This window comes from Microbulbifer sp. SH-1 (assembly GCF_011326135.1).
Taxonomy (GTDB): Bacteria; Pseudomonadota; Gammaproteobacteria; order Pseudomonadales; family Cellvibrionaceae; genus Microbulbifer; species Microbulbifer harenosus.
In genome coordinates this window covers 1,130,798-1,154,859 of the sequence record NZ_CP046948.1, presented here as the reverse complement: position 1 = coordinate 1,154,859, position 24,062 = coordinate 1,130,798, and the positions used below count along the sequence as shown (strand labels likewise).

Below are 24,062 nucleotides of genomic sequence, written 5' to 3'. Positions count from 1 at the left end.
TATGCCTTTCAAGCACATACTGTTGCCGCTGGATAGTTCCGCACTGGCTGAACAGGCCATAACCCATGCAATCTCACTGGCGCGTCAATGCGGCGCTGATATCCACCTGTTGCATGTGCAGAAACCCCCCTCACATGTCGATGAACACTGTGCCGACCCCGTAGACTGGCGCTTGCGACGGGCGGAAATACGCAGCTATCTGAACGGGGTATCAGAAAAAATTACCGCTCAGGGCGTTGATGTGACGCTGGCCATTGTGGAGGGGCGCCCTGCGGAGCAGATCGTTGAATACTGTGAAAAAAATTCTATCGACCTTGTGGTAATCACAGCATACGGGAAAGGGGGTATCAGCCGTTTCGATTTCGGCAGCACGGCGCAGAAGGTCTTTTCTGGTGCCGGTCGCTCTTTCCTGGTTGTGCGGCCGGGGGAAGCGTCCCTGGCGGAAGAGAAAACGGCTTACAAGCGTATTTTGGTGTCCATGGATGGTTCTCCTCGTTCGGAGTGGGTAGCGTGCCATGTGGCCTCGCTTATGCGAGGACAGGAAGTAGAGATCATTTTGCTGCAGGTAATTGCGGTACCGGAAATGCCGAGGCGAATGCCAATCACCCGTGAGGAACATGCAACACGCGAGAAATTCGTCGAGTGTAACCGACGTGCCGCCGAGGCATATCTGGAAGAGATTGCCAATCAGTTGAAAAATGGTATTAAGGTGCGACCGCGGCTTCTAATTGCGCAGAATGTTGCCGAACGTATATACGCAACGGCGGCTGAAGAGGGGGTTGATCTGATCGCCATGAGCGCCCACGACTGGCACACCGGCGCGCAACAGGTTACAGGAACGCTTTGCCACACGGTTATTTGTCAAAGCAATCTTCCGGTCCTCGTTTTTCAGGACTTGCCCGATGCCCAGTTGCAGTCGTTGCGCACCGGCGGTGAGTTCTGCCAGCAGTCCCATTTGGCACTTGCACAAGATGGTTCTGCACATTCATGAAATTGCGCCGTGGAAAATCTGACCGATTCAGCCGTGCGCGCAAATTTTTCTCGCGCAAATATGTATCCCGAAGCCCGGTACCGCCGGTCTCTGTAGACGCAGATAGGGAAAATGATCCCGCCGTGGATGATGACCGCCAACGCCATGCCGATATCCTGGCTTTGTCGCGGCGCCACCGGCACCTGGTTTCCGCCGCACGCTACTACCCTCTGCGCACACAACTACGGCGTCTGGAACAGGAATTTCAGCGTATTTATCAGCGTCTGTCTGCCCGTGTGGAGAGTGGTGAAAAAGGAAGCCGCAGCGAAGAGTGGTTGCTGGATAACCGCCATGTCGTGCAGGAAGCCCTCGAACTCGTGCGCGAATCTCTGCCGCGCAAGTATCTCCGGCAGTTACCCAAGATTGCCGCCGAAGACGGTGGGGTGGATCTACGCGCACATGCGCTCGCTGTGGCACTGATTGGTCCTGTCCGGCAGCCGCTGGATCTTGAAACGGTATACGAACTTGTCGACTTCTATCAGAACGAGTGCATTCTCACCACTGGCGAACTGTGGGCACTGGCGGCTTTACTGCGCCTGAGCCTGCTGGATCAGCTGGTACAGTTTGCCGACGTGGCACTTACACAGGTTGAGACAGGAGCCGATGCAGAAAGCGTCGGCATCGCCAGCGTGGTTATCAGTCTTCGCGAATTGCGTACCCACGACTGGCGAAAATTCGTTGAATCCCTGAGTCGCGTTGAACGAATACTGGCAGCCGACCCTACCGGCGCTTACGACAAAATGGATTTCGAAACCCGAGACCAGTATCGCGGTGTCGTCGAGATGCTCTCTCGCGGCAGCGCGCTGGCGGAGCATCGCGTCGCCGAGCAGGTGCTCAGGCTGTGCGAACAGGAAACGGAGGATGTGCGCCGGCGTCACGTAGGCTATTACCTGATCGGTGAAGGGCGCGCGGTGTTGGAAGAGGCGGTCGGCTACCACGCCGAGCCCTATCAGCGGCTTCATCAAAAGCTACTTGACCACCCATCCGGCTTCTATTTCGGCACCTTGGCCCTGTTTTCTGTTCCGCCCATTGTCTTGCTGGCAGTGTATCTGATTGGCAAAGGCACTGCCCCCCACATTGCACTGCTGACGCTTGCGGCGGCGGGAGTACTGCTGGTAGGTGTCGCGCTGGCGCTGTTGAATGGGTTAATAACCCACGGCCTCCCTCCCAGTAAATTACCCAAGATGGATTTTGAACGGGGCGTTCCGGCAGAGTATCGCACAGCTGTGGTCATGCCCGTATTGTTCGCAGATGAAGAAGACATCGCAAGGGTACTGCAGTGCCTTGAAATCAATTACCTCAATAATGGTGATCGAAACCTGGTGTATATCGTGCTGAGCGACTTTTCCGATGCACCAAGCCAGATTCACCACAAAGACGAGGTGCTATTGCAGGCCGCACGGGAAGCGGTCGACAACCTGAATCAACGTTATTCCGACAGCGAGGGCCGGGCGCCATTTCTGTTATTGCACCGTGAACGGCGTTGGAACCCGGCGGAAAACTGCTGGATGGGATGGGAGCGAAAACGCGGCAAACTGCTGGAATTCAATCGCCTGATACGAGGCCACGAGGATCACAGTTTCATCAGTGGTACCGGTGACCGGCATGAACTGCAAAAAATTCAGCTTGTTATCACTCTTGATGCCGACAGCCAAATGCCGCCGGGTACAGCGGCACGGCTTATCGCCACCATGGCGCATCCGTTGAACCACGCTGTCATCGATGAGTGCAGTCGCCGGGTTGTGGCAGGCCACGGTTTCCTGCAGCCGCGCTTGGAAACAGATCCCGTTGGCGCTGCGGATACGGTTTTCAGTGAGATTTTCTCCGGTGACCGCACTGTGGATATTTACACGCACGCGGTCTCTGACGCGTATCAGGACCTGTTCGGCGAAGCAATATTTGCCGGAAAGGGCATTTACGATCCACGGGTGTTTTCCGGCACCCTGGCCGGGCAGTTGTCGCAGAATGCGATCCTGAGCCACGATCTGCTCGAAGGAGCCATCGGCGGCGCCGCACTGCTTTCGGATTCGGTGTTTTACGAGCAGTACCCTCCGAACATACTCGCGCTGCTGCGTCGCTCGCACCGCTGGATTCGCGGCGACTGGCAACTGCTGCCCTGGTTGTGCAAGCGGGTCAGTATTGAAGGTGGCGAGAAAATACTGAATCCGCTACCCGCTATTCACCGCTGGAAAGTCGCGGATAATCTGCGTCGCAGCCTGGAAGCACCCAGTCTGCTACTGCTGTTCGTTCTGGCCTGGAGCGGCGTCCTGCCCGGCACGGCCTGGGGCTGGACATGTGGTTTGCTGTTGCTGTCCGCCGCACCGCTGTGGCTTGAACTGCTTTCTTTACTGTGGCGGTGTGTGGCCGATCCGCGCCGCGTACGCCGTCATCTGGGCGCGGGGCCCGCCGCGTTGCACCAACGCGCCTTGCACTGGTTGCTGTCGCTGGCGCTGCTTCCAGTTCAGTCACTGAACTCGCTCGACGCCATTGTGCGAACGCTGTACCGGCTCGGTATCTCTCACAAACATCTTCTGCAGTGGACGTCGGCCGCGCATATAAACAGAGCGATCGGGAATAACAATGCGGCCATCAAGTGTTGGCGTGAACTCTGGATAGCGCCGGTACTGGCAGTGGGCATCATAGTCTGGCTGGCAGTTTCCGCCCCCGCCAGCCTGTTGGTGGCGGCGCCGCTACTTCTCGTGTGGTTGTTACTGCCGTCGCTGGCGCTGCGCATTAATCGCCCGCACAAAATTGCCATACCGGATCTCTCCGAAGAAGACACCCAGGAATTGCGACTGCTGGCACGGCGCACCTGGTATTTTTTTGAACATTTCATGGGGCCGGATGATCATTGGCTCCCTCCGGATAACTACCAGGAAGAACCCGTTGCGGTGCTCGCGCGACGCACATCCCCGACCAATATCGGGCTCGGGCTCCTCGCCACACTCAGCGCTTATGACTTTGGTTATCTCGACCTCACACAACTGCTGGCTCGTCTGAACAACAGCTTTGAGCGGATGCGTGGCCTGCAGCGTTACCGGGGACATTTCCTCAACTGGTATGAAACCCGCGAGCTGCATCCACTGAATCCGCGCTACGTATCCACGGTGGATAGCGGAAATCTCGCCGGCAGTCTGCTGGCTCTTGCCAGTGGCCTCAATTCTTTACACAACACGGAATTGAGCGGTCGACAGTTAGTGATGGGTATCGCCGATACCCTGGGTATTGTGGCGGAGACGCTGCAGCCGTCTGATCCAGATACGGCGGCCGTCGAAGTGCGCGAGATTGTCGAAACGATCACCGGATTGCGCGCCCGTCTGGAAGTGCGCGCCGAGCGAGATCCGTGGTGGAAAATTATTGACGATGTCTATGAGCAGGAAGTGCCCTCGCTGCAGGACCGGGTCCTGACGATGATCGAGCGCGATGAAGATTTCAGTGCGGAATCCCTGGGGCGTTTGCGTCACTGGCTCGACGAACTACATCAGCATGCCGTGGCCGCCAGGCGCTATGAGGACAATCTCGAACCCTGGCAACGGCTGCTGGCTGCGCCGCCGCGTGCTTGCCGGGAGGAGGGCAGCCTCACTGCGGAGAATTTCCGGGCGCTGGCGGATACGTTGCGCGGGCCGATCACTCTGTCGTCGCTGGCGTCGGTCTGTACACGTGCCGGAGACCAGTTGCGGGCGCTGCAACGGGAGCTTGCCGGCGCTGGTGACCATGCACAACAAGAGACCGATGCCTGGTGTGACAAGATGCAGCGCGCACTGGCCGTGGCACAAGACAGCGCCGGGCGCTACCGTCGTGATATTTCCCGGCTTGCTGCGCGGGCGGTGGGTTGGGCGGAGGAAATGGATTTCGCTTTCCTCTACGACTCGGATCGCCACCTGTTTCATATCGGCTACAACGTCAACGACGCAGCCCTAGACCCCAACTATTACGATTTGTTGGCTTCCGAATCCCGTCTGACCGGGTTCATCGCCATCGCCAAGGGTGATATCCCCGCGCGGCACTGGCGGCATCTGGAACGTCCTTTCCGCCACATTCAGCGGCGGGTGGCGTTGATGTCGTGGAGCGCTACATTATTTGAGTATCTGATGCCGCGGCTCCTGATGGAAACGCCCGATCATAGCCTGATGGGGCGAGCCTGTCGCAATGCCATTGATATTCACCGAGATTTTGCCGACCGCTTCGGGGTGCCCTGGGGGATTGCCGAATCGGGCTTCTATGAGCTCGACAGCCATCTGCACTATCAGTACCGCGCTTTTGGTGTGCCCGGTATTGGTTTTAAACGGGATCTCGGCGAGCGACTTGTGATCGCACCCTATGCTTCCATGATGGCGTTGCCGTTTTGTCCGGACCGGGTGATGACAAACCTGCGGCAATTGCGCAGCCATGGAGGGTACGGCCAGTTCGGGCTGCATGAGGCGATTGATTTTGGCCGCACCGCCAAACCGGCACCGCGGCGCGCGCGCACAGTGCGCTCGTACATGAGCCACCACCAGGGAATGATTTTACTGGCGGTAAACAACTTTCTTCACGGGGACATTATGTTGCGTCGCTTCCACAGCGACGTGCGCATTGCCGGTATCACACCGCTGCTGCATGAGCGCATGCCGGTTGCGCCGCAGGCTCTCACGCCCTGGCGTCGCCCGGGGGTCATGCGCAGCTTCCACAGTGAAGTGGTGCTGGAAACCTGGGCGGCCGCGCCGGCTCGGGGCTTCCCGCAATACAACCTGCTCTCCAATGGGCATTATTCCCTGGTACTCGCCGCCGATGGCGCCGGCGGTGCTTACTGGAACAACATCGCGCTGACGCGCTGGCAACCCGATCCGACGCACCACCAGTGGGGGCGTTTCTGCTATGTGCGCGATCTTGATAGTGATCACCTGTTCTCTGTCGGCCAATCGCCATGCGGCGCCGAACAAGGCCAATGCACCGCCCATTTTTCACCGCAAAGTGTCGAATTCCAGCGCCGCGAAGCAGAACTTTTCTGCCGGATGCACATTGCCGTGAGCTCACAGCACGATGTGGAAGCGCGCCGTCTGATCATCAAGAATGAGAGCAATCGTGAGCGCCGCCTGTTGTTGGCTGATTTTGCAGAGGTGGTGTTGGCGCCGGAGCGCGAGGATCAGCGGCACCCCGCATTTGCCAAGCTGTTTGTGGAAAGCCAGTACCTGCCGGAAGAGCAGGTGATGATCTACCGGCGCCGTCCGCGCGGCAGCAACGAAAAACCGATTTATCTTGCGCATTCCGTATTGGTTCAGTCGGGTGTGCGCCACAGACTCGCGTGGGAAACAGACCGCGTGCGCTTTCTCGGACGCGGCGGCACCGCCGCGGATCCCAAAGCGATGCGGGACGGTCTGATGGGGTTCAGCGGCACGACCGGGCCTGTACTCGATCCGGTCATCGCTGCCGCACAGGAAGTGGTGATTCCACCCCAGTCGGAAATTGAGGTCGTGTACCTGACCGGTATCAGCAAGTCCCGCCGAGAACTGCTGTCGATGCTGAGTGGCTATCGCTCAAGGCCGAAAGCGCGCTGGGTGTTTGATCTTGCGCGCATGCAGTCTGAACAGGAGCTGCGCAATCTTCATATCACCGCCGGTGAAATGCGCTGGATGGCGGATCTGCTGTCGGCCGTGCTTGCGCCAGTGTCAACGTTGCGGGCGCCGTCCCGGGTGCTCGCGCACAGCCGCCATATTCAGCCCGCGCTCTGGAGCCGGGGTATTTCCGGCGATAACCCAATTTTGTTAATTCATATCCGCAATTCTCATGAACTCGATTTTGCGGAGCCAATATTGCAGGCACATACCTATTGGTGTGGGCGCGGTGTGGGTATTGACCTGGTGATCATCGACGAAGAGTCGGCTGGTTACGAGCAGCAGATTCGCGATCGGTTGCAGGAGCGGATTGTGGAGGTTCGCGGGCGCACGTTGCGCAAGCTGGCAGGTGTTGTGGTCATGGTACCGGGGCAGGAGTTGTCTGGAGAAGCTCGTATTCAACTGCTCGCGGCTGCGCGGGTGGTATTGGATTCCGGCGCGGGTACGGTGCGCGCACAGTTGCAAAAAGCCGAAACTGCCTGGCAGGCGCTAAAACAACCACTTCCTCCTTTTGTGCCCGTAGGGCCCGCCGATCATGCGCCGCAAACAACACCTGAGCTGGTGCGCCCACAGGATCTGCAGTTCGACAACGGGCTCGGCGGTTTCTCCGCGGATGGGCGCGAGTACATTCTGCACCTGGAGCCGGGTCAGCGCCCACCGGCGCCCTGGGTAAATGTGATTGCCAATCCGGACTTCGGTTGCCTGGTGTCGGAGGGCGGTTCCTGCTGCACTTGGGCCGGCAACAGCGGCGAGCACCGGTTGACTACCTGGAACAACGATCCGGTACGCGATCCCAGCGGAGAAGTGCTGTACCTGCGGGATGAGGAGTCCGCAGAGGTCTGGTCACCCACACCGGCGCCGCGCCCTGGCGACGGTGCCTACCAGGTGCGCCACGGTGCAGGCTATACGGAATACCACCACAACAGCCACGGTCTTGTGCAGATCTGGCGGATAACAGTGGACCGTGAAGCACCGGTAAAAATTGGGCGCCTGACGCTCACCAACTGCTGGGATCGGCCGCGCCGGCTCACCGCCACATACTACGTGGAGTGGGTTCAGGGGTTGGTCAGAGCGAACAGTTGGCCATATCTCGTGTGCGAATACGATGCCGAAACGGCCGCGCTTCTTGCCCGCAATGCCTTCGTGCCCGATACCAAACCCGGGGTAGCGTTTCTTACCTCCAATCTGCCTCCGCATGGATTGACCACTGACCGCCACGAATTTCTCGGCGACGCGGTTGGTTTGGAAGCGCCACAGGCGCTCTTCCGCATCGGACTCTCAGGGCGTGTGCAGTGCGGTGGCGATCCCTGCGCCGCCTACCAGGTGCACATTGATCTGGGCCCGGGAGAAACCCAGCAGGTGTATTTTGTGATGGGCGAGGGGACAGACCGCGCCCACGCACTGGCACTCGCTCAGGAATTTCGACAACCACAGCGGGCGGAAGCGGCAGGCGCGGCCTTCGAACAATTCTGGGAAGACTACCTCGGCAGTGTACAGGTCGAGATTCCGGACAAAGCCACAGAGCTCATGGTCAATCGCTGGTTGCCTTACCAGACGCTCGCCTGCCGGCTGTGGGGACGCAGTGGCTTCTATCAGTCCAGCGGGGCATTTGGTTTTCGCGATCAATTGCAGGACGTGCAAGCACTATTGTGGACGCATCCGGAATGGACCCGTGAACATATCCTGCGCGCTGCGTCGCGCCAGTTCCAGGACGGCGATGTACTGCACTGGTGGCATGAGAATCCGTTGCGTGGTGTGCGCACCCGCTGTTCCGATGATCTGCTGTGGCTGCCGTTCGTTACCGCACAGTACATTCGCCACACGGGCGATTACGAGATCCTTGACGAGTCCGTGTCTTATCTCAAAGGCGCACCACTGCAGAAAGACGAGCACGAGCGCTATGCAGATTTCGATACCAGCGACGAATCCGGCTCCCTCTATGAGCATTGTTGCCGCGCCATTGAAAGAGCGAGTGCGGTCGGCCCACACGGCTTACCGGTCATTGGCAACGGCGACTGGAACGATGGCTTCAACCGCATTAGTACAACCGGTCGCGGTGAGAGTGTGTGGATGGGCTGGTTTCTGCTGCGGGTTTGCCGCGACATGGCACCTCTGTGCGAACACATCGGCGATAGCGCCCTCGCTGACTACTACCGGCGACTCGGCGAGAACTTCCGCCAGCAGGTGGAAGACAGTGGCTGGGATGGCGCCTGGTACCGGCGGGCCTATTACGACGACGGTACACCGGTCGGTTCCAAGCAAAGCGACGAGTGCAAGATTGATCTGATCGCGCAGACCTGGTCGGTACTGTCTCAGGAATCGCCGACCGAGCGCGCGCGAGAGGCCATGGCGTCGGCCTATGAGCATTTGGTTCAGGAAGATGCAAGGCAGATCCTGTTGCTGAAACCCGCCTTCGATAAAACAAAAAAAGATCCTGGCTATATCAAGGGGTATCCGCCGGGCATTCGCGAGAATGGCGGCCAGTACACACATGCCGCCACCTGGTCGGTATGGGCCGCCGCAGGTCTCGGCCACACCGAGCGTGCGCACCACCTGTTCAGCCTGATAAACCCGATAACCCACACCGATAGTGCGGCGGGTGTTGCGCGCTATCGCACTGAGCCGTATGTACTGGCCGGCGACGTATATGGTGTGGCGCCTCACGTCGGCCGCGGCGGCTGGACCTGGTATTCCGGTGCGTCCGGGTGGCTGTATCGCGGCGCCCTGGAAGCGTTATTGGGTATAAAAATCTGCGACGGAAACCGACTGCAAATCCAGCCCTGCCTGCCGCAATCGTGGAATCAGTACCAGCTCTCGCTGCGCTTCGGAAACAGCCGCTACCACATCGAGGTGCAACATTGCGGTGGGGCGTTGGGTGAAATCACCGCGTTGACTGTGGACGGAGAAAACGTACCCGCCGGGGATATCTCGCTCATCGACGATGGTGCGACCCACAAGGTCGTGTGCGTGTTTGATACCGCACAGGCAGATCGCGCCGGATAGCGGAAATTTGGCGGCCGTGTGCGCACCAGGTATGTGGAGACCGGATGTGTTTTCCTATAATTTTTTCGTCAGCCAACTTGCCGGGGCAGGCCCCCGATCAACTGAGGAATGAACCAAATGAAACTACCATCCAGCAGAAGACCAACGGATATCTGGCATCGTTTCCAGGACGATTTCGATCAGCTTACACGGGCCATGGGAGATCGCTGGCCTTCGATATTTGATGAAGAAGGTGAAATGTCGGGCCATCAGTGGCGGCCATCCGTGGATGTGATGGAAGAAGACGACCACTTCCTGGTAAAAGCCGACATTCCGGGCGTGGACCCGAAGGATATTGAGGTCACCCTCGACAATGGCTGCCTGGTAATACGCGGCGAACGCAAATGGGAAAAGGAAGAGAAAAAGGAAGGTTACATGCGCACAGAGTGCTCTCATGGCACCTTCTACCGACGTTTTAACCTACCTGAAACCGCGGATCCGGAAAATATTTCCGCTAAGGGAAAGGATGGCGTACTTACCTTGACCATTGGCAAGCGGGAAGTCTCGAAACCAAAGCGGATTAACATTCAGTAGATTCAGGCAGTAGCTTCTGGGCTGCTTTCTGCATCATTCGCTCGAAGGGAAATGAGGGCCAGCATGGCCCTTTTTCTTGTTTGATCTCATCATTCTGTACAGTCGCTCGACGTCCTTGCGGTGGCAGAGTTCGGTGCCCTCTGTCATGACCGCGGCCGCGCCGGCGGCCACACCAAATCGCGCCGCGTCGGGCAGCGCCTTGCCGCGGGACAGGGCAGCGAGCAATCCGCCAACCACCGCATCGCCGGCCCCGACTTTACTGCGCAAGCGTACCGACGGCGCGCTTATCCGTTCCAGTCTGTCTGCGGTCGCGAGCAGCACTCCGGCTCTGCCCTGGGACAGGATTACAACTTCAGCGCCGCCGCGCTCGATTACGTCGCGCACCGCACGCTCGATGGCGGCGTCATCGCGTAGTTCGTGCTCAACCAGCTCTTCCATTTCGCGCACGTTGGGTTTGATCAGGTAGACACCAACCTTGAGTGCATGGCGCAGCGCGGCCATTTTTGTGTCGACGACCACTCGTATTCCAGCGGGCACAGCGCGCAACAGTTCGCCGTACCACTCTGGCGGTGTTCCCTCCGGCAAACTGCCGCTGAATACGACGAACTCAGAGGATGGGGGGATCTCGCGAACCTGGCGTTTCCAGCGGTCGCGCTCCGTGTCAGAGAGTAGGGGGCCGGGCATGCCAAATCGGAACAGATTTCCGCTGGATTCTTCCTGCACAATCAGATTCTCCCGCACAGACTCGCTGATCGGGACCGGTGTGTTCGGGACATGCTCATCATCGAGAAACTGGGCGAGACGCCGACCATTCTCACCACCGCAGGTCCAGTAGGCGTGCACATCGGTACCCAACCGGTGGATGACACGTGCGACGTTAAGACCTCCGCCTCCGGGATAGGCACGCACGTTGGTGCACGACAATTTGCAGTCGGGAATGATCTGCGGAACGCGCACCGTATTGTCGATGCAGGGGTTCAGAGTAATGGTTGCAATGCTCATAAGCGCGGCAAACGTGCGGATTGCTACAGCATCCGCGTAATCATATCCACGCAGCGTTGCGAAAACGCCCACTCGTTGTCATACCAGGCGAACACCTTGAGAAATCGGTCTCCCACCATCAGCGTATCTTTGGTGGTGACAATCGCACTGTACGGTTTGCCGACGATGTCGCTCGACACCAACTCCCGGTCGTCGACCGCTAGGATGCCGTTCAACGGCCCTTCCGCCCAGTGTCGGAATACGTTGTTGACCTCATCGACATTGGTCCCTTTTTTCAGCGTGCAGGTGAGGTCAAGCAGGGAACCGCACTTCAGTGGACTGCGCACGGCGCAGCCGTGCAACTTGCCCGCAAGCGCCGGCAGAATCAGGCCAATGGTTGCTGCCGCACCGGTGGTTGTGGGTACCAGATTGGCGGCGGCGGCGCGCCCCCGGCGGAACTTGCTGTTGTGTCCATCAAGCAGATTCTGTGAAGAGGTGTAGGCATGGATGGTGTTGATCATTCCATGCTCGATACCGAACTCATCGTCCAGTACCTTTGCCACAGGTGCCAGGCAATTGGTTGTACAGCTCGCGGTGGAAATGATCTTGTGTCTGTGGCGGTCATAGCGGTGGTCATTGATACCAACAACGAAGTGACCGTCGAGCATGCCCTTGCCGGGCGCGGATATCAGCACTTTTTTGGCGCCGGCGGCAAGGTGTTTTGCGGCGCCCGCTCTGGTGCGGAACATACCAGTGGATTCAAATACGACATCGACACCTTTCTCGCCCCAGGGCAGGCGGGCAGGATCCTCTTCCGCGCTGACGGAAATAGCCAGGCCGTCAATCATCAAAACATTGTCTTCGCCGTGTACCGCCAGATCCCTTGTGTGGTAGGTGGTATCCAGTTCCAGCAGGTAGGCGAGGTTATCCACGCTGGCCAGGTCGTTCACATGAACCACCTCCAGTCCACCCTGGTGTGATTCAAGGGCAATTCGCAGTACCTGCCGGCCAATTCGTCCCAGTCCGTTAATGCCGATTCTCATCATTCTATCCTGATGTGCGTGCGGCTATACGGCTGTGAGATCGAGCGTATAGATTACCTGGGTGTGATCCTCCGGGTCGGTGCGGCAATCCCAGCCCATATTGCGTGCCACTTCGCGCAGTTTTGCGTTGGATGCCGAGTCGATGGAATAGAGGTGGTCAATACCGCGCGCGCGCGCCGACTCGATCAGGCGGTTCAGCAACAGTGTTCCCAGCCCTTGCATCTGCCACGCATCGGCAATCACCACCGCGCACTCGGCAGCTTTACCGGTGGACTCCAGGACATAGCGGGATGCCCCAATCTCCACTTCATGGCCATCCTCGTCGATGGTGGCGATAAAAGCCTCCCGCTGGTCATGGTCGATGTCTGTCAGCTGCTGGAGCAGCTTTTCACTCGGCGCACCGACGCCACCGAGAAAACGAAAATGGCGCGATTCTGGTGAGAGATTGGTAATGAACTCACGCTCCAGGTCAATATCGCTCCGGTCTAACGGCCGAATGACCACCACCTGACCATTGCGCAATTTTTCAGTGACCGTTCTGGATAGTGCCTCGCGATGCTTTTCATTCGACATTGTCACCTGTCTCCTCTCAAGTCAGACCATCAGTTCCTACACTCTGCCTGAATAATAGTTCCGCACGTTTGCTACCACCGAAACCGCCGTAGCAATTCGTGCTTAATCTTCGGCGGGATAGGGCGTGGTGACATGCAAAAGTTCCTGCTGCAGGCAGATGACCTGGATGTACTCATTCAGGTCATCGCACGGGAAGGACACCGCCTGATCGGGCCTACTCTGCGAGATGGTGCAATCGTCTACGACGACATTCATAGCGTCAGCGATCTACCTCGAGACTGGACCGACGATCAGGAAAAAGGCCGGTATCGACTCAGGAAGCGCGGTGACGGCGCTTACTTTGGCTACGCGGCTGGCCCGCACTCGTGGAAACAGTTTCTGCAGCTTCCGCGCAGACCGGTGTGGCGCGCTGAGCGAGATGCGAACGGGGTTCAGATCATTGCGATTGAAGAAATGGCACCGCGGCTGGCGTTTATGGGGGTACGCAGCTGCGAGTTGCACGCCATCGCGATTCAGGATCGGGTATTTCTAGAGGGCCCATTCCGCAATGACGATTATGACAAGCGACGCCAACCACTACTGCTGATCGCGGTGAACTGTACCGCACCTGCAGCGACCTGTTTCTGTACCTCGATGAATACGGGGCCCGAAGTAACCTTGCCGGCCGATTTGACCATGACCGAAGTCATGGACGGTGATGCGCACTATTTTCTGATCGACGCGGGCACTGGTCGAGGAGAACATATTCTCAAGCAATTGCCTCTAACGCCGGCGCAAGCGAGGCAGCAGGCACTGGCACAAAAATCCATCCAGCATGCCGCTGAACAGATGGAGCAGGGGCCGAGAAGCTTTGACAGCTCCGATGTGAAAGATCTGCTGTATCGCAATTACGAAAGCCCGGAGTGGGAGTTGGTGGCGGATCGCTGTCTGAGTTGTGCCAATTGCACAATGGCGTGCCCGACCTGCTTCTGTTCGACGGTGGAGGACACTACGGATCTCACGGGTGAAAACGCCGAGCGTTGGGAGCGTTGGGATTCCTGCTTTACTGCAGACTTCAGCTACATCACGGGCGGTGCCGTACGCGCAGATACACGTTCACGCTACCGCCAGTGGATGACCCATAAACTGGCAACCTGGCACGACCAATTTGACTCATCCGGCTGTGTCGGCTGCGGCCGCTGTATCGCCTGGTGTCCGGTCGGGATCGACCTTACGGAAGAGTTATTGCGTATACGGGAAATGGAGAACCAATGAAAGGCATGGCGCAGCTGCTGCACGAACACCCGTTCTTCGCAGGCATGCAGGAAAAACACTTGGACTTCATTGCCGGATGCGGAGAAAACCACATCTACAATACGGGGGAGTATATCGCACGGGAAAATGAACCGGCCGATCACTTCTTTCTAATTCGGGATGGCCAGGTCGCGGTGGAATGCTTTGTGCCGAACTACGGGGCGCTCTGCCTGCAGACCCTGCACGATGGTGAAATCTTCGGTTGGTCGTGGCTATTTCCCCCCTATATGTGGACCTTTGACGCCCGCGCCGAGGATGAAGTGCACGCTATCCGCCTGGACGGCAAGTGCCTGAGGGAAAAATGCGAGACGGATCCCGCCATGGGCTATGAGCTGATGAAGCGGTTTGCGCGCATCGTTACCCAGCGGTTGCGCGCCACGCGCATGCAGCTGATGGACGTCTACAGTCTGCAGCGGCCGCCACTGGATCGCGGGCAATGATCCCGACGCTGTTTCGCATCGATGAACGCAATGATGAGTTCGAGGGTACCTTTACCCTGCGTCTGTGCACACCGACAGGGAACAGGCCCGCCGCGTTTGCGGCGGGTCAGTTCAATATGCTGTACGCGTTTGGTGCTGGCGAAGTGCCGATTTCCATGAGCGGCTCGCTGGACGATGACGACGCCTATGTACATACCATTCGCTGTCAGGGTTTGGCTACTCGCGCAATCGAGCGTCTGAACAAGGGAGACGTGATCGGTGTGCGCGGTCCTTTTGGGTGCGGTTGGCCCCTCGATACTATCGCGGGAAAAGAGGTGCTGATCATCGCGGGAGGACTTGGCCTCGCGCCTCTGCGCCCAGTGATTTACCAGCTGCTCAATGGGCACCACGGCGCACGCCGGGTGCGCTTGTTTTACGGAGCGCGCCGGCCGCGGGAGTTGCTCTATTATCGGGAGTTCGAGCGCTGGGCGGATGCTTTCGATATTACGGTGACCGTGGATCACGCGGATCATGTGGATCGCGCCTGGAAAGGGCGGGTGGGCGTAATCACTGAGCCACTGGAAGCCGCGAGAATTTCAAGCGCAGGAACCATCGCCTTTCTTTGCGGCCCGGAAGTGATGATGCGTTTCTGCATTCACACGTTGCTGAAAAAGGGACTGCCGGAATCCGCCATCTACCTGTCGATGGAGCGCAATATGAAGTGTGCCACTGGGCTGTGTGGCCACTGCCAGTGGGGGCCCAACTTTGTGTGCAAAGACGGGCCGGTATTCTGTTATGGGAGTGTGCGATCGTGGTTCAACCTGCGCGCGCTGTAGCTACATCTGATGAAAAGCCGCGCCTGGCGGTGTGGAAATTTACTTCCTGCGATGGCTGCCAGCTGAGCCTGCTCGACTGCGAAGACGAACTGTTACAACTGGCAGACCGGGTAGAAATCGCATATTTCATGGAAGCGTCCAGTGCGCCGCAGTCTGGCCCCTACGACCTTTCCCTGGTGGAGGGCTCGATAACCACACCGGATGAAGTGCGGCGCATTCGCGAAGTTCGCGCCCAGTCCCGCACACTGGTCACCATTGGCGCCTGTGCCACCGCCGGTGGTATCCAGGCGCTGCGCAATTTCGCCGATGTGGATGACTTCATCGCCGCGGTGTATGCACACCCGGAATACATCGAGACACTCAAAACGTCGACGCCGATCAGTGCCCACGTGCCTGTGGATTTTGAACTGCAGGGTTGCCCCATCAACAAACGACAACTGCTGGAAGTGATCAGCGCTTTTCTGCACCGGCGACCGCCCCAGGTGCCCCCGCACTCGGTGTGCATCGAGTGCAAATTGCGCGGCAATGTGTGCGTCTGGGTCGCGCATGGAACACCGTGCCTGGGGCCGGTTACCCATGCCGGCTGCGGTGCTATCTGCCCCACTTATACTCGCGGCTGCTACGGTTGCTATGGCCCAAAAGAAAACCCTAATACGGCGTCGCTCTGCCACTGGTGGCAGGAGGAGTTGGGCGCGGAGAAGGTGCAGGTGATCGAAAACCTGCGCAACTTCAACGCGGCCGCCCCGGTGTTTGCGGAAGCCAGCCGACGGCAGGAAGGTGAACGTGACCAAGAGTAAGACCATCAAGGTGGATTATCTGGCGCGGGTGGAAGGCGAGGGGGCACTGTATGTACGCTACGACGACGCCGGTGTTCACGACGTAAAACTGAAAATTTTCGAACCCCCGCGCTTCTTTGAGGGCTTTATGCGCGGTCGGGACTATCTCGAAGCGCCGGATATTACTGCGCGCATCTGCGGTATCTGCCCGATTGCCTACCAGATGAGCGCCGTGCATGCCATGGAAGATGCTCTAGGGTTGAGCCTACCAGCAGAGCTGCAGGCGCTGCGCCGCCTGATCTATTGCGGCGAGTGGATCGAGAGCCACACACTCCACATCTATATGCTGCACGCACCGGACTTTCTCGGCTACACCGGTGCGGTGGCCATGGCCAAAGACCACCCGACACTGGTGCAGGATGGCCTCAACATCAAAAAGGCCGGCAATGCCATCGTCAGCCTGCTGGGGGGCAGGGAGGTGCACCCGATCAACGTGCGGGTCGGTGGCTTTTACCGCGTGCCGACACGCAACGAATTACAGCCGCTGCGCGAGCAACTGCTGTGCGCGCGGGACATGGCCATGGCAACGGTGCGCTGGGCCGCGTCGTTGCCGTTTCCGAAATTCGAGCGGGCGCAATCGGAGCAATACGAATTTGTCGCACTCTCCGATGCCGGTGAATATCCAATGAACCGCGGTTCCATAGTCTCGACCCGCGGCCTGGCGATACCGGTGCGCGAGTACGACCAGCACTTCCGCGAGGAACACATCGAGTACAGCAGTGCGCTGCACAGTACCCTCGTTGGGCGCGGGGCCTATTTTGTCGGCCCGATGGCGCGCTACAACCTCAACTTTGATCGACTCTCGCCACTGGTGCGTCAGCTGGCCGATGACGTCGGCTTTGCACCCTTCTGTGCCAACCCGTTCCAGAGCATTGTGGTGCGCAGCCTGGAAGTCCTCTACGCGTTCGATGAAGCCCTGCGGCTTATCGACAATTACCGCAAGCCGGACATTGCCTGCGTGCCGACAGCACCGCGGGCCGGTACCGGCTTTGCCGCTACCGAGGCGCCCCGCGGACTGTTGTATCACCGCTACTCGATAGATGATGCGGGCAAAATTACCGAGGCAAAAATTGTCGCGCCGACGTCGCAGAATCAGAAAACTATCGAGGATGACCTGCGCCTGATGCTGCCGAAGTTCATGCATCTGCCGGAAAAAAATTTGCAGGCGCAGTGTGAGCAAGCCATCCGCAACTACGACCCCTGTATTTCCTGCTCCACCCATTTCCTGCAACTGCACCTGGACAAGGCGGGCAGCGGCAATACCGCGGGGAGAATAGACCCCGGCGAACACAATGTGGAGCGCGGGGCGTGAGCAACTGGGCGGTAATCAGCCTCGGCCACCGCTTTCGCGGCGACGACGGCGTCGGCCCCTACGTACTCGATCGACTGCGGCCCTACATCGAACCTGCCGTTCCCTGTATTGAAAGTGGCGGTGACCTGATGAACCTGCTGGAAATGTGGAGAGACCGTTGCGTGTGCCTGGTCGACGCGGTTGATGCCAGTGACCTTGAGATTGGCGCAATTGTGCGCTGCGACGGGCTTTCGGCGTCTGTATTGCCGAGTCACTGCACGTCTTCCAGCCACGGATTCAGTTTGAAGGAAGCATTGGATCTGGGACGCCTGGTACAGGCAATGCCACTCCGCCTGGACATCTACGGGATCTGCGGTGGGCACTTTGCCATCAGCGCCGGGCTGTCGGCGGCGGTACAGGCGACCGCGGATATTGTAGCGCAGGAAATCCTTGCACTGATCAACACGCACAACGGAGGTGCGCCATGCACGAGCACTCGCTGATCAACAACTTGCTCGACAAAATCCATCGGCTCGCGGTAGGTGAAGGCGGCAGGCTGGTTGCGGTCAGGCTTCGTTTGGGCGCACTCGCCCATATCTCGGCAGACCATCTGCGCGAACACTTTGAGCAGGCGACCATCGGTACCAGCCTTCACGGACTGAGGTTACACATTGAAGAGCAGCCGGATATCCATCACCCGGAAGCACAGGACATTGTCCTCGACAGTCTTGAATTCGAGCAGCCCGATGAAAGCTGAAACCCCGCAGCGGCTGCTGCTCGATATACGCGGGCTGGTACAGGGGGTCGGCTTCCGGCCATTTGTTTATCGCCTGGCGGTGGATTGCGGGCTTAGCGGATGGGTAGCCAACAACGGCACGGGCGTGAGTGTGGAGGTACAGGGGCGCAGTGTGGATCTTTGCCGCTTCCTGCAAGCCTTGCCGCAGGAGAAACCGTCGCTGGCGGAAATTGAGTCACTTTCCAGTGCGTCGATCCCACTACAGCAGGACAGCGGTTTTCGCATTCGCGCCAGTGAAACCGGTTCTGCTCCGATGGCCGGGATTCCACCGGATCTTGCCCCCTGTGACGACTGTCTGCGGGAACTTTTCGATGCGGGCAATCGCCGCTTTCGCTATCCGTTTATCAACTGTACCGCCTGTGGCCCGCGCTTCAGTATTGTTGAGCATTTGCCCTACGACCGCACCCACACTGCCATGAAGCCGTTCCACCTGTGTGCGGCCTGTCAGCGGGAATACGACAATCCTGCGGATCGGCGCTTTCACGCCGAGCCCATTGCCTGTGCGGACTGCGGGCCACGGTTGCTGCTTCAGGATCAGTTCGGCAATGTTCTCGCTAGCGGAGACGATGCGCTTATGCAGGCTGCCGCCGACATTGCCACGGGTCAAATCGTCGCGATAAAGGGCGTCGGCGGTATTCAGTTACTGGTGGACGCAGCTAATACCGCTGCCGTAGAACAACTGCGGGCGCGCAAACGCCGCCCGCACAAGCCGTTCGCGCTGATGTATCCGGATATTCAACGCCTGCGCGCAGACTGTCTCATCTCCGAGCTGGAAGAATCTTGTTTGTGCTCCCCGCAGCGCCCGATCCTGCTGCTGAAGGCCAGACCGGAAGCGCGTGCATCGATCAGCGCCGCGGTGGCGCCGGCAAATCCGGATCTCGGCGCCATGCTGCCCAGTTCCCCCTTACATCATTTGTTGCTGCAGACCCTGCAGCGAACCGTGGTAGCCACCAGCGGCAACCTGTCCGGTGAGCCGATCTGCATTGACAACGACGAGGCGATACACCGGCTCGGCAACATTGCCGACCGCTTTCTGCTTCACGACCGCGCCATTCTTCGCCCACTGGACGATTCTGTTGTGCGGGTAATGGACGGGCAACCGGTGCTGCTGCGGCGGGCGCGCGGCTACGCTCCTGCTGGTCTGGCTCTGCCGTTGGACGCCGCCGCGGACGAACAGCCGTGGCTCGCGCTGGGTGCAGACCTTAAAAATTGCGTGGCGGTATGCCATGGCAACACCACCTACCTCAGTCCCCATATTGGCGACTTGCAAGACCGCATTACGCTGCAACAGTTTGAACGCGCCATTGCCGACATAGCACATGTTCACGGTTTGCAGCCGGAGAACGTGTTGTGTGATCAACACCCTGGTTATGTATCGACGCGCTGGGCTCACAACCAACACGCACACAATCGATATGCACACAACGCCGGGGAAGGATCGGCGGTTCCGATGCAGGTACAACACCATGTTGCACACTTTTTTTCCTGCATGGCGGAGCACCAGTTTCGTGGCGCTGCGGCGGGGATTTGTTGGGATGGCACCGGCTTTGGCGACGGTGGCCGCATTTACGGCAGCGAATGCCTGCACTGGAATGGCCAGGGCAGCGTGAATCGCATTGCGCGCCTGCGGGAATTCCCGCTGCCCGGCGGTGAGCAAGCGATTCGTGAACCGCGCCGTGTACTCGCCGGGCTGCTCTTTGAATGCCTGGGCGAGAAGGCATTTTCCAACCCAAGGTTGCAGCAACTTTTCGACATCGGCGAGTTGGCTATTGTGCGCACGGCGCTCGAACGCGGCATCAATACACCACGTTGCTCAAGTATGGGGCGGCTGTTTGACGCAGTGGCGGCAATTCTCGGGCTGGTGGATTCGGTTAGCTTTGAAGGGCAGGCGGCCATGACCGTGGAGTACGCCGCGGAGCCAGCGGTTACCGATGTGTGTTACCCGTTCCAGATCCAGGGTGATGCAGAGACAACCGCTGCGCTGGACTGGGAGCCGCTGCTAATGTCACTACTCGCCCCAAATTACCCTACGTCTTCCGCCGACAGGGCCGCAGCATTTCACACTACCCTTGCACACATGGCCCTGGCTGCAGTGCACCGTGCCGGTGAACAGCATGTATTCCTGTCCGGAGGCGTGTTCCAGAACAGGCGTCTGCTGGAAAGTACCGCCGCGCTTTTGCGACAGAACGGCTTTCAGGTCCTTTCCCATCGCAAGGTGCCGCCGAACGATGGCGGCATCGCCCTGGGTCAGCTGTATTACGCGCGTTGCATGGCACATTGCAGAGAGGCATATGGCCAAGGAGGTGCGCTGTGTGTCTAGGAATCCCCGGCCGGATTGAGGAAGTCCTCAACGGTTCTCCGCTGGAGCGTACGGCGCGCGTCAGTTTTGGCGGCATCTGCAAGGACATCAATATTGCCTATGTACCGCACGCCGAGGTGGGTGATTACGTGATCGTGCATGTCGGGTTTGCCATCAGCCGGATCGACGAGCGCGAAGCGCAGCGGGTATTTGAATACCTTGCCCAAATCGGGGAACTGGATGAACTGGAATAACCAATGAAATTCTTGCACGAATACCGCCAGCGCAATGACATCGAGCGGATTGCGCGGGAGATCGCGCGCACCACCACGCGTCCATGGACCATCATGGAGGTGTGCGGTGGGCAGACCCACGCTATCGTCAAGTACGGCCTGCAGCAGTTCCTGCCAACCCAGATCGCGCTGGTACACGGCCCGGGCTGTCCGGTTTGCGTCACGCCGCTTGAAATCATCGACCAGGCACTCGCAATCGCTGCGCGCCCTGACGTTATCTTTTGTTCCTTTGGCGACATGCTCAGGGTCCCCGGCAGCAAGCGCGATCTGCTCGCGGTCAAGGCGCAGGGCGGTGATGTGCGCATGGTCTACTCGCCGCTGCACGCGCTGGAAATCGCCCGGCAGAATCCCACGCGCAAGGTCGTGTTCTTCGCCATCGGGTTTGAAACCACCGCGCCTGCCAACGCCATGGCGGCGTTCCTGGCCCGCGAACAGGGGCTACAGAACTTTTCCCTGCTGGTCTCACAGTTTCTGGTACCACCGGCGATTGCCGCGGTCAGCGGCGCCGCCGATACCCGTGTGCAGGGCTATCTGGCGGCCGGCCATGTGTGCGTAGTAACCGGCTATGCGCAGTACCACGCGCTTGCCGACACATTCCGGGTGCCCATCGTGGTCACAGGCTTTGAACCGCTGGATATCCTGCAGGGCATTCTGATGTGTGTACGGCAACTTGAGCGCGGGGAACACCGGGTACAAAACCAGTATGCGCGCGCCGTCGCCCGCGCGGGGAACCAGCGCGCGCAGGACATGCTGCAGCAGGTGTTCGAGGTAGCGTCCCAGTCCTGGCGCGGTGTTGGCGAAATTCCGGCCAGTGGCTTGCGCCTGCGCGCGGAATTTTCCCGGCTGGATGCCGGAAACATATTTGCCCGCGAGCGTTCCGTGACCCGTGACGACAGCGGCTGCATCAGCGGCGAGATCATGCAGGGACGGAAAAAGCCCGCGGACTGTCCGCATTTTGCTGGCCGCTGCCAACCTCAACATCCTCTGGGGGCGCCCATGGTGTCCTCGGAAGGCCCCTGCGCCGCCTATTACCGCTACCGCAACCAGATCGCCACCAGTGATGAAATCCAGCCATGAATATTGAATGCCCGCTTCCGGCGGAGACCGAAGAAACCATTCGCCTGGGACACGGCAGCGGCGGTGCGCTTAGCCAGCATCTGTTCCAGAACTATATTTACCCGCACATCAAAAACCCTTGGCTGGACCAGATGCACGATGCCGCCGTGCTTCCTGTCAGTGGGGCGCGCCTGGTGTTTACCACCGACTCCTTTGTGGTTTCGCCACTGTTTTTCCCCGGCGGCAACATCGGTGAGTTGGCGGTGTTCGGCACCGTCAATGATCTGGCTATGAGCGGCGCCCGCCCTCTGTATCTGAGCTGCAGCCTGATACTGGAGGAGGGGTTTCCACTCAACACCCTGGCGACCATCATGGCATCCATGGGACGTGCGGCGGCGCAATCCGGCGTGCAGCTGGTGACTGGCGACACCAAGGTGGTGGAACGGGGCAAGGGTGACGGGCTCTACATCAATACCGCCGGTGTCGGGGTACTGGAACGCGAATGGCAGATCGGCCCCGCGTCCATTCGCGCGGGAGACCGGATACTGCTTTCCGGCGATATCGGCCGCCACGGTATGGCGGTGATGGCGAGCCGCGAAGGTCTCGCGTTCGAGACCGAGCTGCAAAGCGATTGCGCGCCACTCCATGCACCGGTGCGCGATCTGCTGCAAGCCGGCATACGCGTACACTGCCTGCGGGATCTCACCCGCGGTGGCCTTGCCACGGCGCTGGTCGAACTGTCGCAAACAAGCAGCACCTCGTTTGTGATTGAGGAGAGCGCGGTGCCTGTCAGTGAACCGGTGGAAGGTGCCTGCGAACTGTTGGGGCTCGACCCGTTGTATGTCGCCAATGAAGGGCGCTTCGCGGTTTTTGTGGCGCCGGAGCAGGAGCAACCCGCGTTGGAGATTCTGCGCCGCCATACCGTTTCCGCAGCCAGCCGGACTATAGGGCAGGTATGCACCTCGGGCAGGCCGGAAGTAATCCTGCGAAACCTGCTCGGCTGCGAACGTCTGCTCGATCTGCTTCCGGGCGAGCAACTGCCGAGAATCTGCTGATTCGATTGCTGTCGCCCCCGAACGGCTGTGCGATATGCCTAATCGACCTCAGAGAGTGCCGCCAGCTTTTCCATCAGCACCGTCGCGGCGTTATCGGTAAGCCGCTGCCCCTCTTCGATGTACTCCCACACTGTTGCGTCACTTTTCCAGCCGCCCTGTTTCTTGATGAGTTCAAACTCCACCTTTTCCCGCGCCGCCGAGGTGGAAAGGCCGCGGCGGAAGCTGTGGCTGCTGAGGTTGTCGACAAAATCGAAACCGCATTCGCTACCAAGTTGTTTGAGCAGTTGATTGACGGCGCCGGCGTTGAGTGGCTTCTGCTGTACCTGATCCCAGCGGTTGACCGCACGGAACACTGACCCTTCTTTTATTCCGGCCGCATCTAGCCAGTTTCTCAGCGCAGTACCCGGGCAAACCACTTTGGCGCCGAAGGGCAGGGCGCGCAACAGCCCTTGTCCGGTCTGGTCTGTTTTGGATCGCGGCAGGCGTACGATCAGTCCTTCTTCTTCCCATGTCAGATCTTCCACCCGGATCGCCACCAGTTCGCCGCGCCGGAATACCCCGAAGAAGCCCATCAATACCAGCGCCAGGTCGCGGTACTTCTTTTTGCTCTCCGCTTGAGCGCGCAGGTGGCGGGCCATTGCGTCGATGTGTTCAAGGCGCAGCGCCTTGGCTTTCTGCTTGGGCCTGGCATGCACCCGGCGGATGCCGTTCATGGTTTTCTGTACTAGTGGTTCCAACACCGGGTTCGCGATGCCCTGGTAGCGATGCCACTGGCCGATGGCGGTGAGGTGCAGTTCCAGCGTGCGCGGGTTGAGCGATTCCGCGCGGCTCAGCAGATAGTGCACCAGAGTTTCACTGTCGGTCGGCAAGCGTCCGCCCCATTTTTCAAACTGGCGGATTGCGGACCGGTAGGCCTTGCGGGTGCTGTCGGAGGTGGCGGCATTCAGGTAGGCCTGCACAGTTTCCCGGGATACAAGCGCCCTGGAGTCAGAGCTGTGTAAATTGGCAGGCGTGTTGCGCGGCGAGTCTGGTGCTTGTTTTTTCATACTTTGAGGCATTCGCGAAACGGCGGTATCTGTACCGGAATGGCC

The 24,062-nt window shown here is 59.2% G+C and carries 18 protein-coding genes; 14 read left to right on the top strand and 4 right to left on the bottom strand.

Annotation, left to right across the window (positions count from 1 at the left end):
* Nucleotide 1: 1 nt before the first annotated feature.
* From GNX18_RS05155 to GNX18_RS05145, 3 genes are all read left to right on the top strand, one after another.
* Nucleotides 2-991: a universal stress protein gene (locus tag GNX18_RS05155; RefSeq protein WP_166215885.1), complete on the top strand. Its 990-nt coding sequence runs from the start codon at nt 2-4 to the stop codon at nt 989-991.
* A 122-nt stretch (nt 992-1,113) separates the two neighbouring features.
* Nucleotides 1,114-9,627: a GH36-type glycosyl hydrolase domain-containing protein gene (locus GNX18_RS05150; protein ID WP_166215882.1), complete on the top strand. Its 8,514-nt coding sequence runs from the start codon at nt 1,114-1,116 to the stop codon at nt 9,625-9,627.
* 117 nt (nt 9,628-9,744) lie between these two features.
* The gene (locus GNX18_RS05145) at nt 9,745-10,200 is read left to right on the top strand and encodes an Hsp20/alpha crystallin family protein (RefSeq protein WP_166215879.1); all 456 of its coding nucleotides are present in this window, start codon (nt 9,745-9,747) and stop codon (nt 10,198-10,200) included.
* Between the two features lie 33 nt (nt 10,201-10,233).
* On the opposite strand, the gene GNX18_RS05140 is transcribed toward GNX18_RS05145, so the two are convergent.
* The 3 genes from GNX18_RS05140 to GNX18_RS05130 are packed head-to-tail and all read right to left on the bottom strand — an operon-like array spanning nt 10,234 to nt 12,797.
* Entirely contained in the window at nt 10,234-11,202 is a 969-nt protein-coding gene (locus tag GNX18_RS05140; protein WP_166215876.1) for a 1-phosphofructokinase family hexose kinase, read from the bottom strand.
* A 23-nt stretch (nt 11,203-11,225) separates the two neighbouring features.
* Nucleotides 11,226-12,224, bottom strand: a complete 999-nt coding sequence (gene gap / locus GNX18_RS05135) for a type I glyceraldehyde-3-phosphate dehydrogenase (protein ID WP_240914247.1) — start codon at nt 12,222-12,224, stop codon at nt 11,226-11,228.
* A 24-nt stretch (nt 12,225-12,248) separates the two neighbouring features.
* Entirely contained in the window at nt 12,249-12,797 is a 549-nt protein-coding gene (locus GNX18_RS05130; protein ID WP_166215873.1) for a GNAT family N-acetyltransferase, read from the bottom strand.
* Nucleotides 12,798-12,929: 132 nt separating this feature from the next.
* On the opposite strand from GNX18_RS05130, the gene GNX18_RS05125 reads away from it, so the two are divergent.
* The 11 genes from GNX18_RS05125 to hypE are packed head-to-tail and all read left to right on the top strand — an operon-like array spanning nt 12,930 to nt 22,971.
* Nucleotides 12,930-14,051, top strand: coding sequence for a 4Fe-4S dicluster domain-containing protein (locus tag GNX18_RS05125; protein ID WP_138236326.1), 1,122 nt, complete (start codon nt 12,930-12,932; stop codon nt 14,049-14,051).
* Entirely contained in the window at nt 14,048-14,530 is a 483-nt protein-coding gene (locus GNX18_RS05120) for a cyclic nucleotide-binding domain-containing protein (RefSeq protein ID WP_166215871.1), read from the top strand. Before GNX18_RS05125 ends, GNX18_RS05120 begins: the two co-directional genes overlap by 4 nt.
* Nucleotides 14,527-15,345, top strand: coding sequence for an FAD/NAD(P)-binding protein (locus tag GNX18_RS05115; protein ID WP_166215868.1), 819 nt, complete (start codon nt 14,527-14,529; stop codon nt 15,343-15,345). The genes GNX18_RS05120 and GNX18_RS05115 overlap by 4 nt, the downstream gene beginning before the upstream one ends.
* On the top strand, nt 15,321-16,142 hold the full coding sequence (locus GNX18_RS05110) for an oxidoreductase (protein WP_166215866.1): 822 nt from the start codon (nt 15,321-15,323) through the stop codon (nt 16,140-16,142). Before GNX18_RS05115 ends, GNX18_RS05110 begins: the two co-directional genes overlap by 25 nt.
* Nucleotides 16,129-17,493 (top strand): Ni/Fe hydrogenase subunit alpha, encoded by a 1,365-nt coding sequence (locus GNX18_RS05105; protein ID WP_138236322.1) that lies wholly within the window; start codon nt 16,129-16,131, stop codon nt 17,491-17,493. The genes GNX18_RS05110 and GNX18_RS05105 overlap by 14 nt, the downstream gene beginning before the upstream one ends.
* On the top strand, nt 17,490-17,975 hold the full coding sequence (locus GNX18_RS05100) for a hydrogenase maturation protease (RefSeq protein ID WP_166215863.1): 486 nt from the start codon (nt 17,490-17,492) through the stop codon (nt 17,973-17,975). Before GNX18_RS05105 ends, GNX18_RS05100 begins: the two co-directional genes overlap by 4 nt.
* The gene (locus tag GNX18_RS05095; RefSeq protein ID WP_138236320.1) at nt 17,957-18,229 is read left to right on the top strand and encodes a hydrogenase/urease maturation nickel metallochaperone HypA; all 273 of its coding nucleotides are present in this window, start codon (nt 17,957-17,959) and stop codon (nt 18,227-18,229) included. Before GNX18_RS05100 ends, GNX18_RS05095 begins: the two co-directional genes overlap by 19 nt.
* Complete coding sequence (gene hypF, locus GNX18_RS05090; RefSeq protein WP_138236319.1) at nt 18,219-20,588, top strand: carbamoyltransferase HypF; 2,370 nt, start codon at nt 18,219-18,221, stop codon at nt 20,586-20,588. The genes GNX18_RS05095 and hypF overlap by 11 nt, the downstream gene beginning before the upstream one ends.
* Entirely contained in the window at nt 20,579-20,821 is a 243-nt protein-coding gene (locus GNX18_RS05085; RefSeq protein ID WP_138236318.1) for a HypC/HybG/HupF family hydrogenase formation chaperone, read from the top strand. The genes hypF and GNX18_RS05085 overlap by 10 nt, the downstream gene beginning before the upstream one ends.
* Before the next feature lie 3 nt (nt 20,822-20,824).
* A complete protein-coding gene (gene hypD, locus GNX18_RS05080; protein WP_166215860.1) occupies nt 20,825-21,937 on the top strand; it encodes a hydrogenase formation protein HypD in 1,113 nt (370 codons plus the stop codon).
* Entirely contained in the window at nt 21,934-22,971 is a 1,038-nt protein-coding gene (hypE, locus tag GNX18_RS05075; protein WP_138236317.1) for a hydrogenase expression/formation protein HypE, read from the top strand. Before hypD ends, hypE begins: the two co-directional genes overlap by 4 nt.
* 38 nt (nt 22,972-23,009) lie before the next feature.
* Here hypE and GNX18_RS05070 read toward each other — a convergent pair whose 3' ends face one another.
* Complete coding sequence (locus GNX18_RS05070; RefSeq protein ID WP_205828070.1) at nt 23,010-24,017, bottom strand: site-specific integrase; 1,008 nt, start codon at nt 24,015-24,017, stop codon at nt 23,010-23,012.
* Between the last annotated feature and the right edge of the window lie 45 nt (nt 24,018-24,062).

Excerpts from the sequence above, each read along its gene's own strand:
- gap (WP_240914247.1), bottom strand. The coding sequence starts at position 12,224 with ATGAGAATCGGCATTAACGGACTGGGACGAATTGGCCGGCAGGTACTG.
- GNX18_RS05155 (WP_166215885.1), top strand. The coding sequence starts at position 2 with ATGCCTTTCAAGCACATACTGTTGCCGCTGGATAGTTCCGCACTGGCT.
- hypE (WP_138236317.1), top strand. The coding sequence starts at position 21,934 with ATGAATATTGAATGCCCGCTTCCGGCGGAGACCGAAGAAACCATTCGC.
- hypD (WP_166215860.1), top strand. The coding sequence starts at position 20,825 with ATGAAATTCTTGCACGAATACCGCCAGCGCAATGACATCGAGCGGATT.
- GNX18_RS05095 (WP_138236320.1), top strand. The coding sequence starts at position 17,957 with ATGCACGAGCACTCGCTGATCAACAACTTGCTCGACAAAATCCATCGG.
- GNX18_RS05125 (WP_138236326.1), top strand. The coding sequence starts at position 12,930 with ATGCAAAAGTTCCTGCTGCAGGCAGATGACCTGGATGTACTCATTCAG.
- GNX18_RS05130 (WP_166215873.1), bottom strand. The coding sequence starts at position 12,797 with ATGTCGAATGAAAAGCATCGCGAGGCACTATCCAGAACGGTCACTGAA.
- hypF (WP_138236319.1), top strand. The coding sequence starts at position 18,219 with ATGAAAGCTGAAACCCCGCAGCGGCTGCTGCTCGATATACGCGGGCTG.
- GNX18_RS05145 (WP_166215879.1), top strand. The coding sequence starts at position 9,745 with ATGAAACTACCATCCAGCAGAAGACCAACGGATATCTGGCATCGTTTC.
- GNX18_RS05120 (WP_166215871.1), top strand. The coding sequence starts at position 14,048 with ATGAAAGGCATGGCGCAGCTGCTGCACGAACACCCGTTCTTCGCAGGC.
- GNX18_RS05115 (WP_166215868.1), top strand. The coding sequence starts at position 14,527 with ATGATCCCGACGCTGTTTCGCATCGATGAACGCAATGATGAGTTCGAG.
- GNX18_RS05140 (WP_166215876.1), bottom strand. The coding sequence starts at position 11,202 with ATGAGCATTGCAACCATTACTCTGAACCCCTGCATCGACAATACGGTG.
- GNX18_RS05070 (WP_205828070.1), bottom strand. The coding sequence starts at position 24,017 with ATGAAAAAACAAGCACCAGACTCGCCGCGCAACACGCCTGCCAATTTA.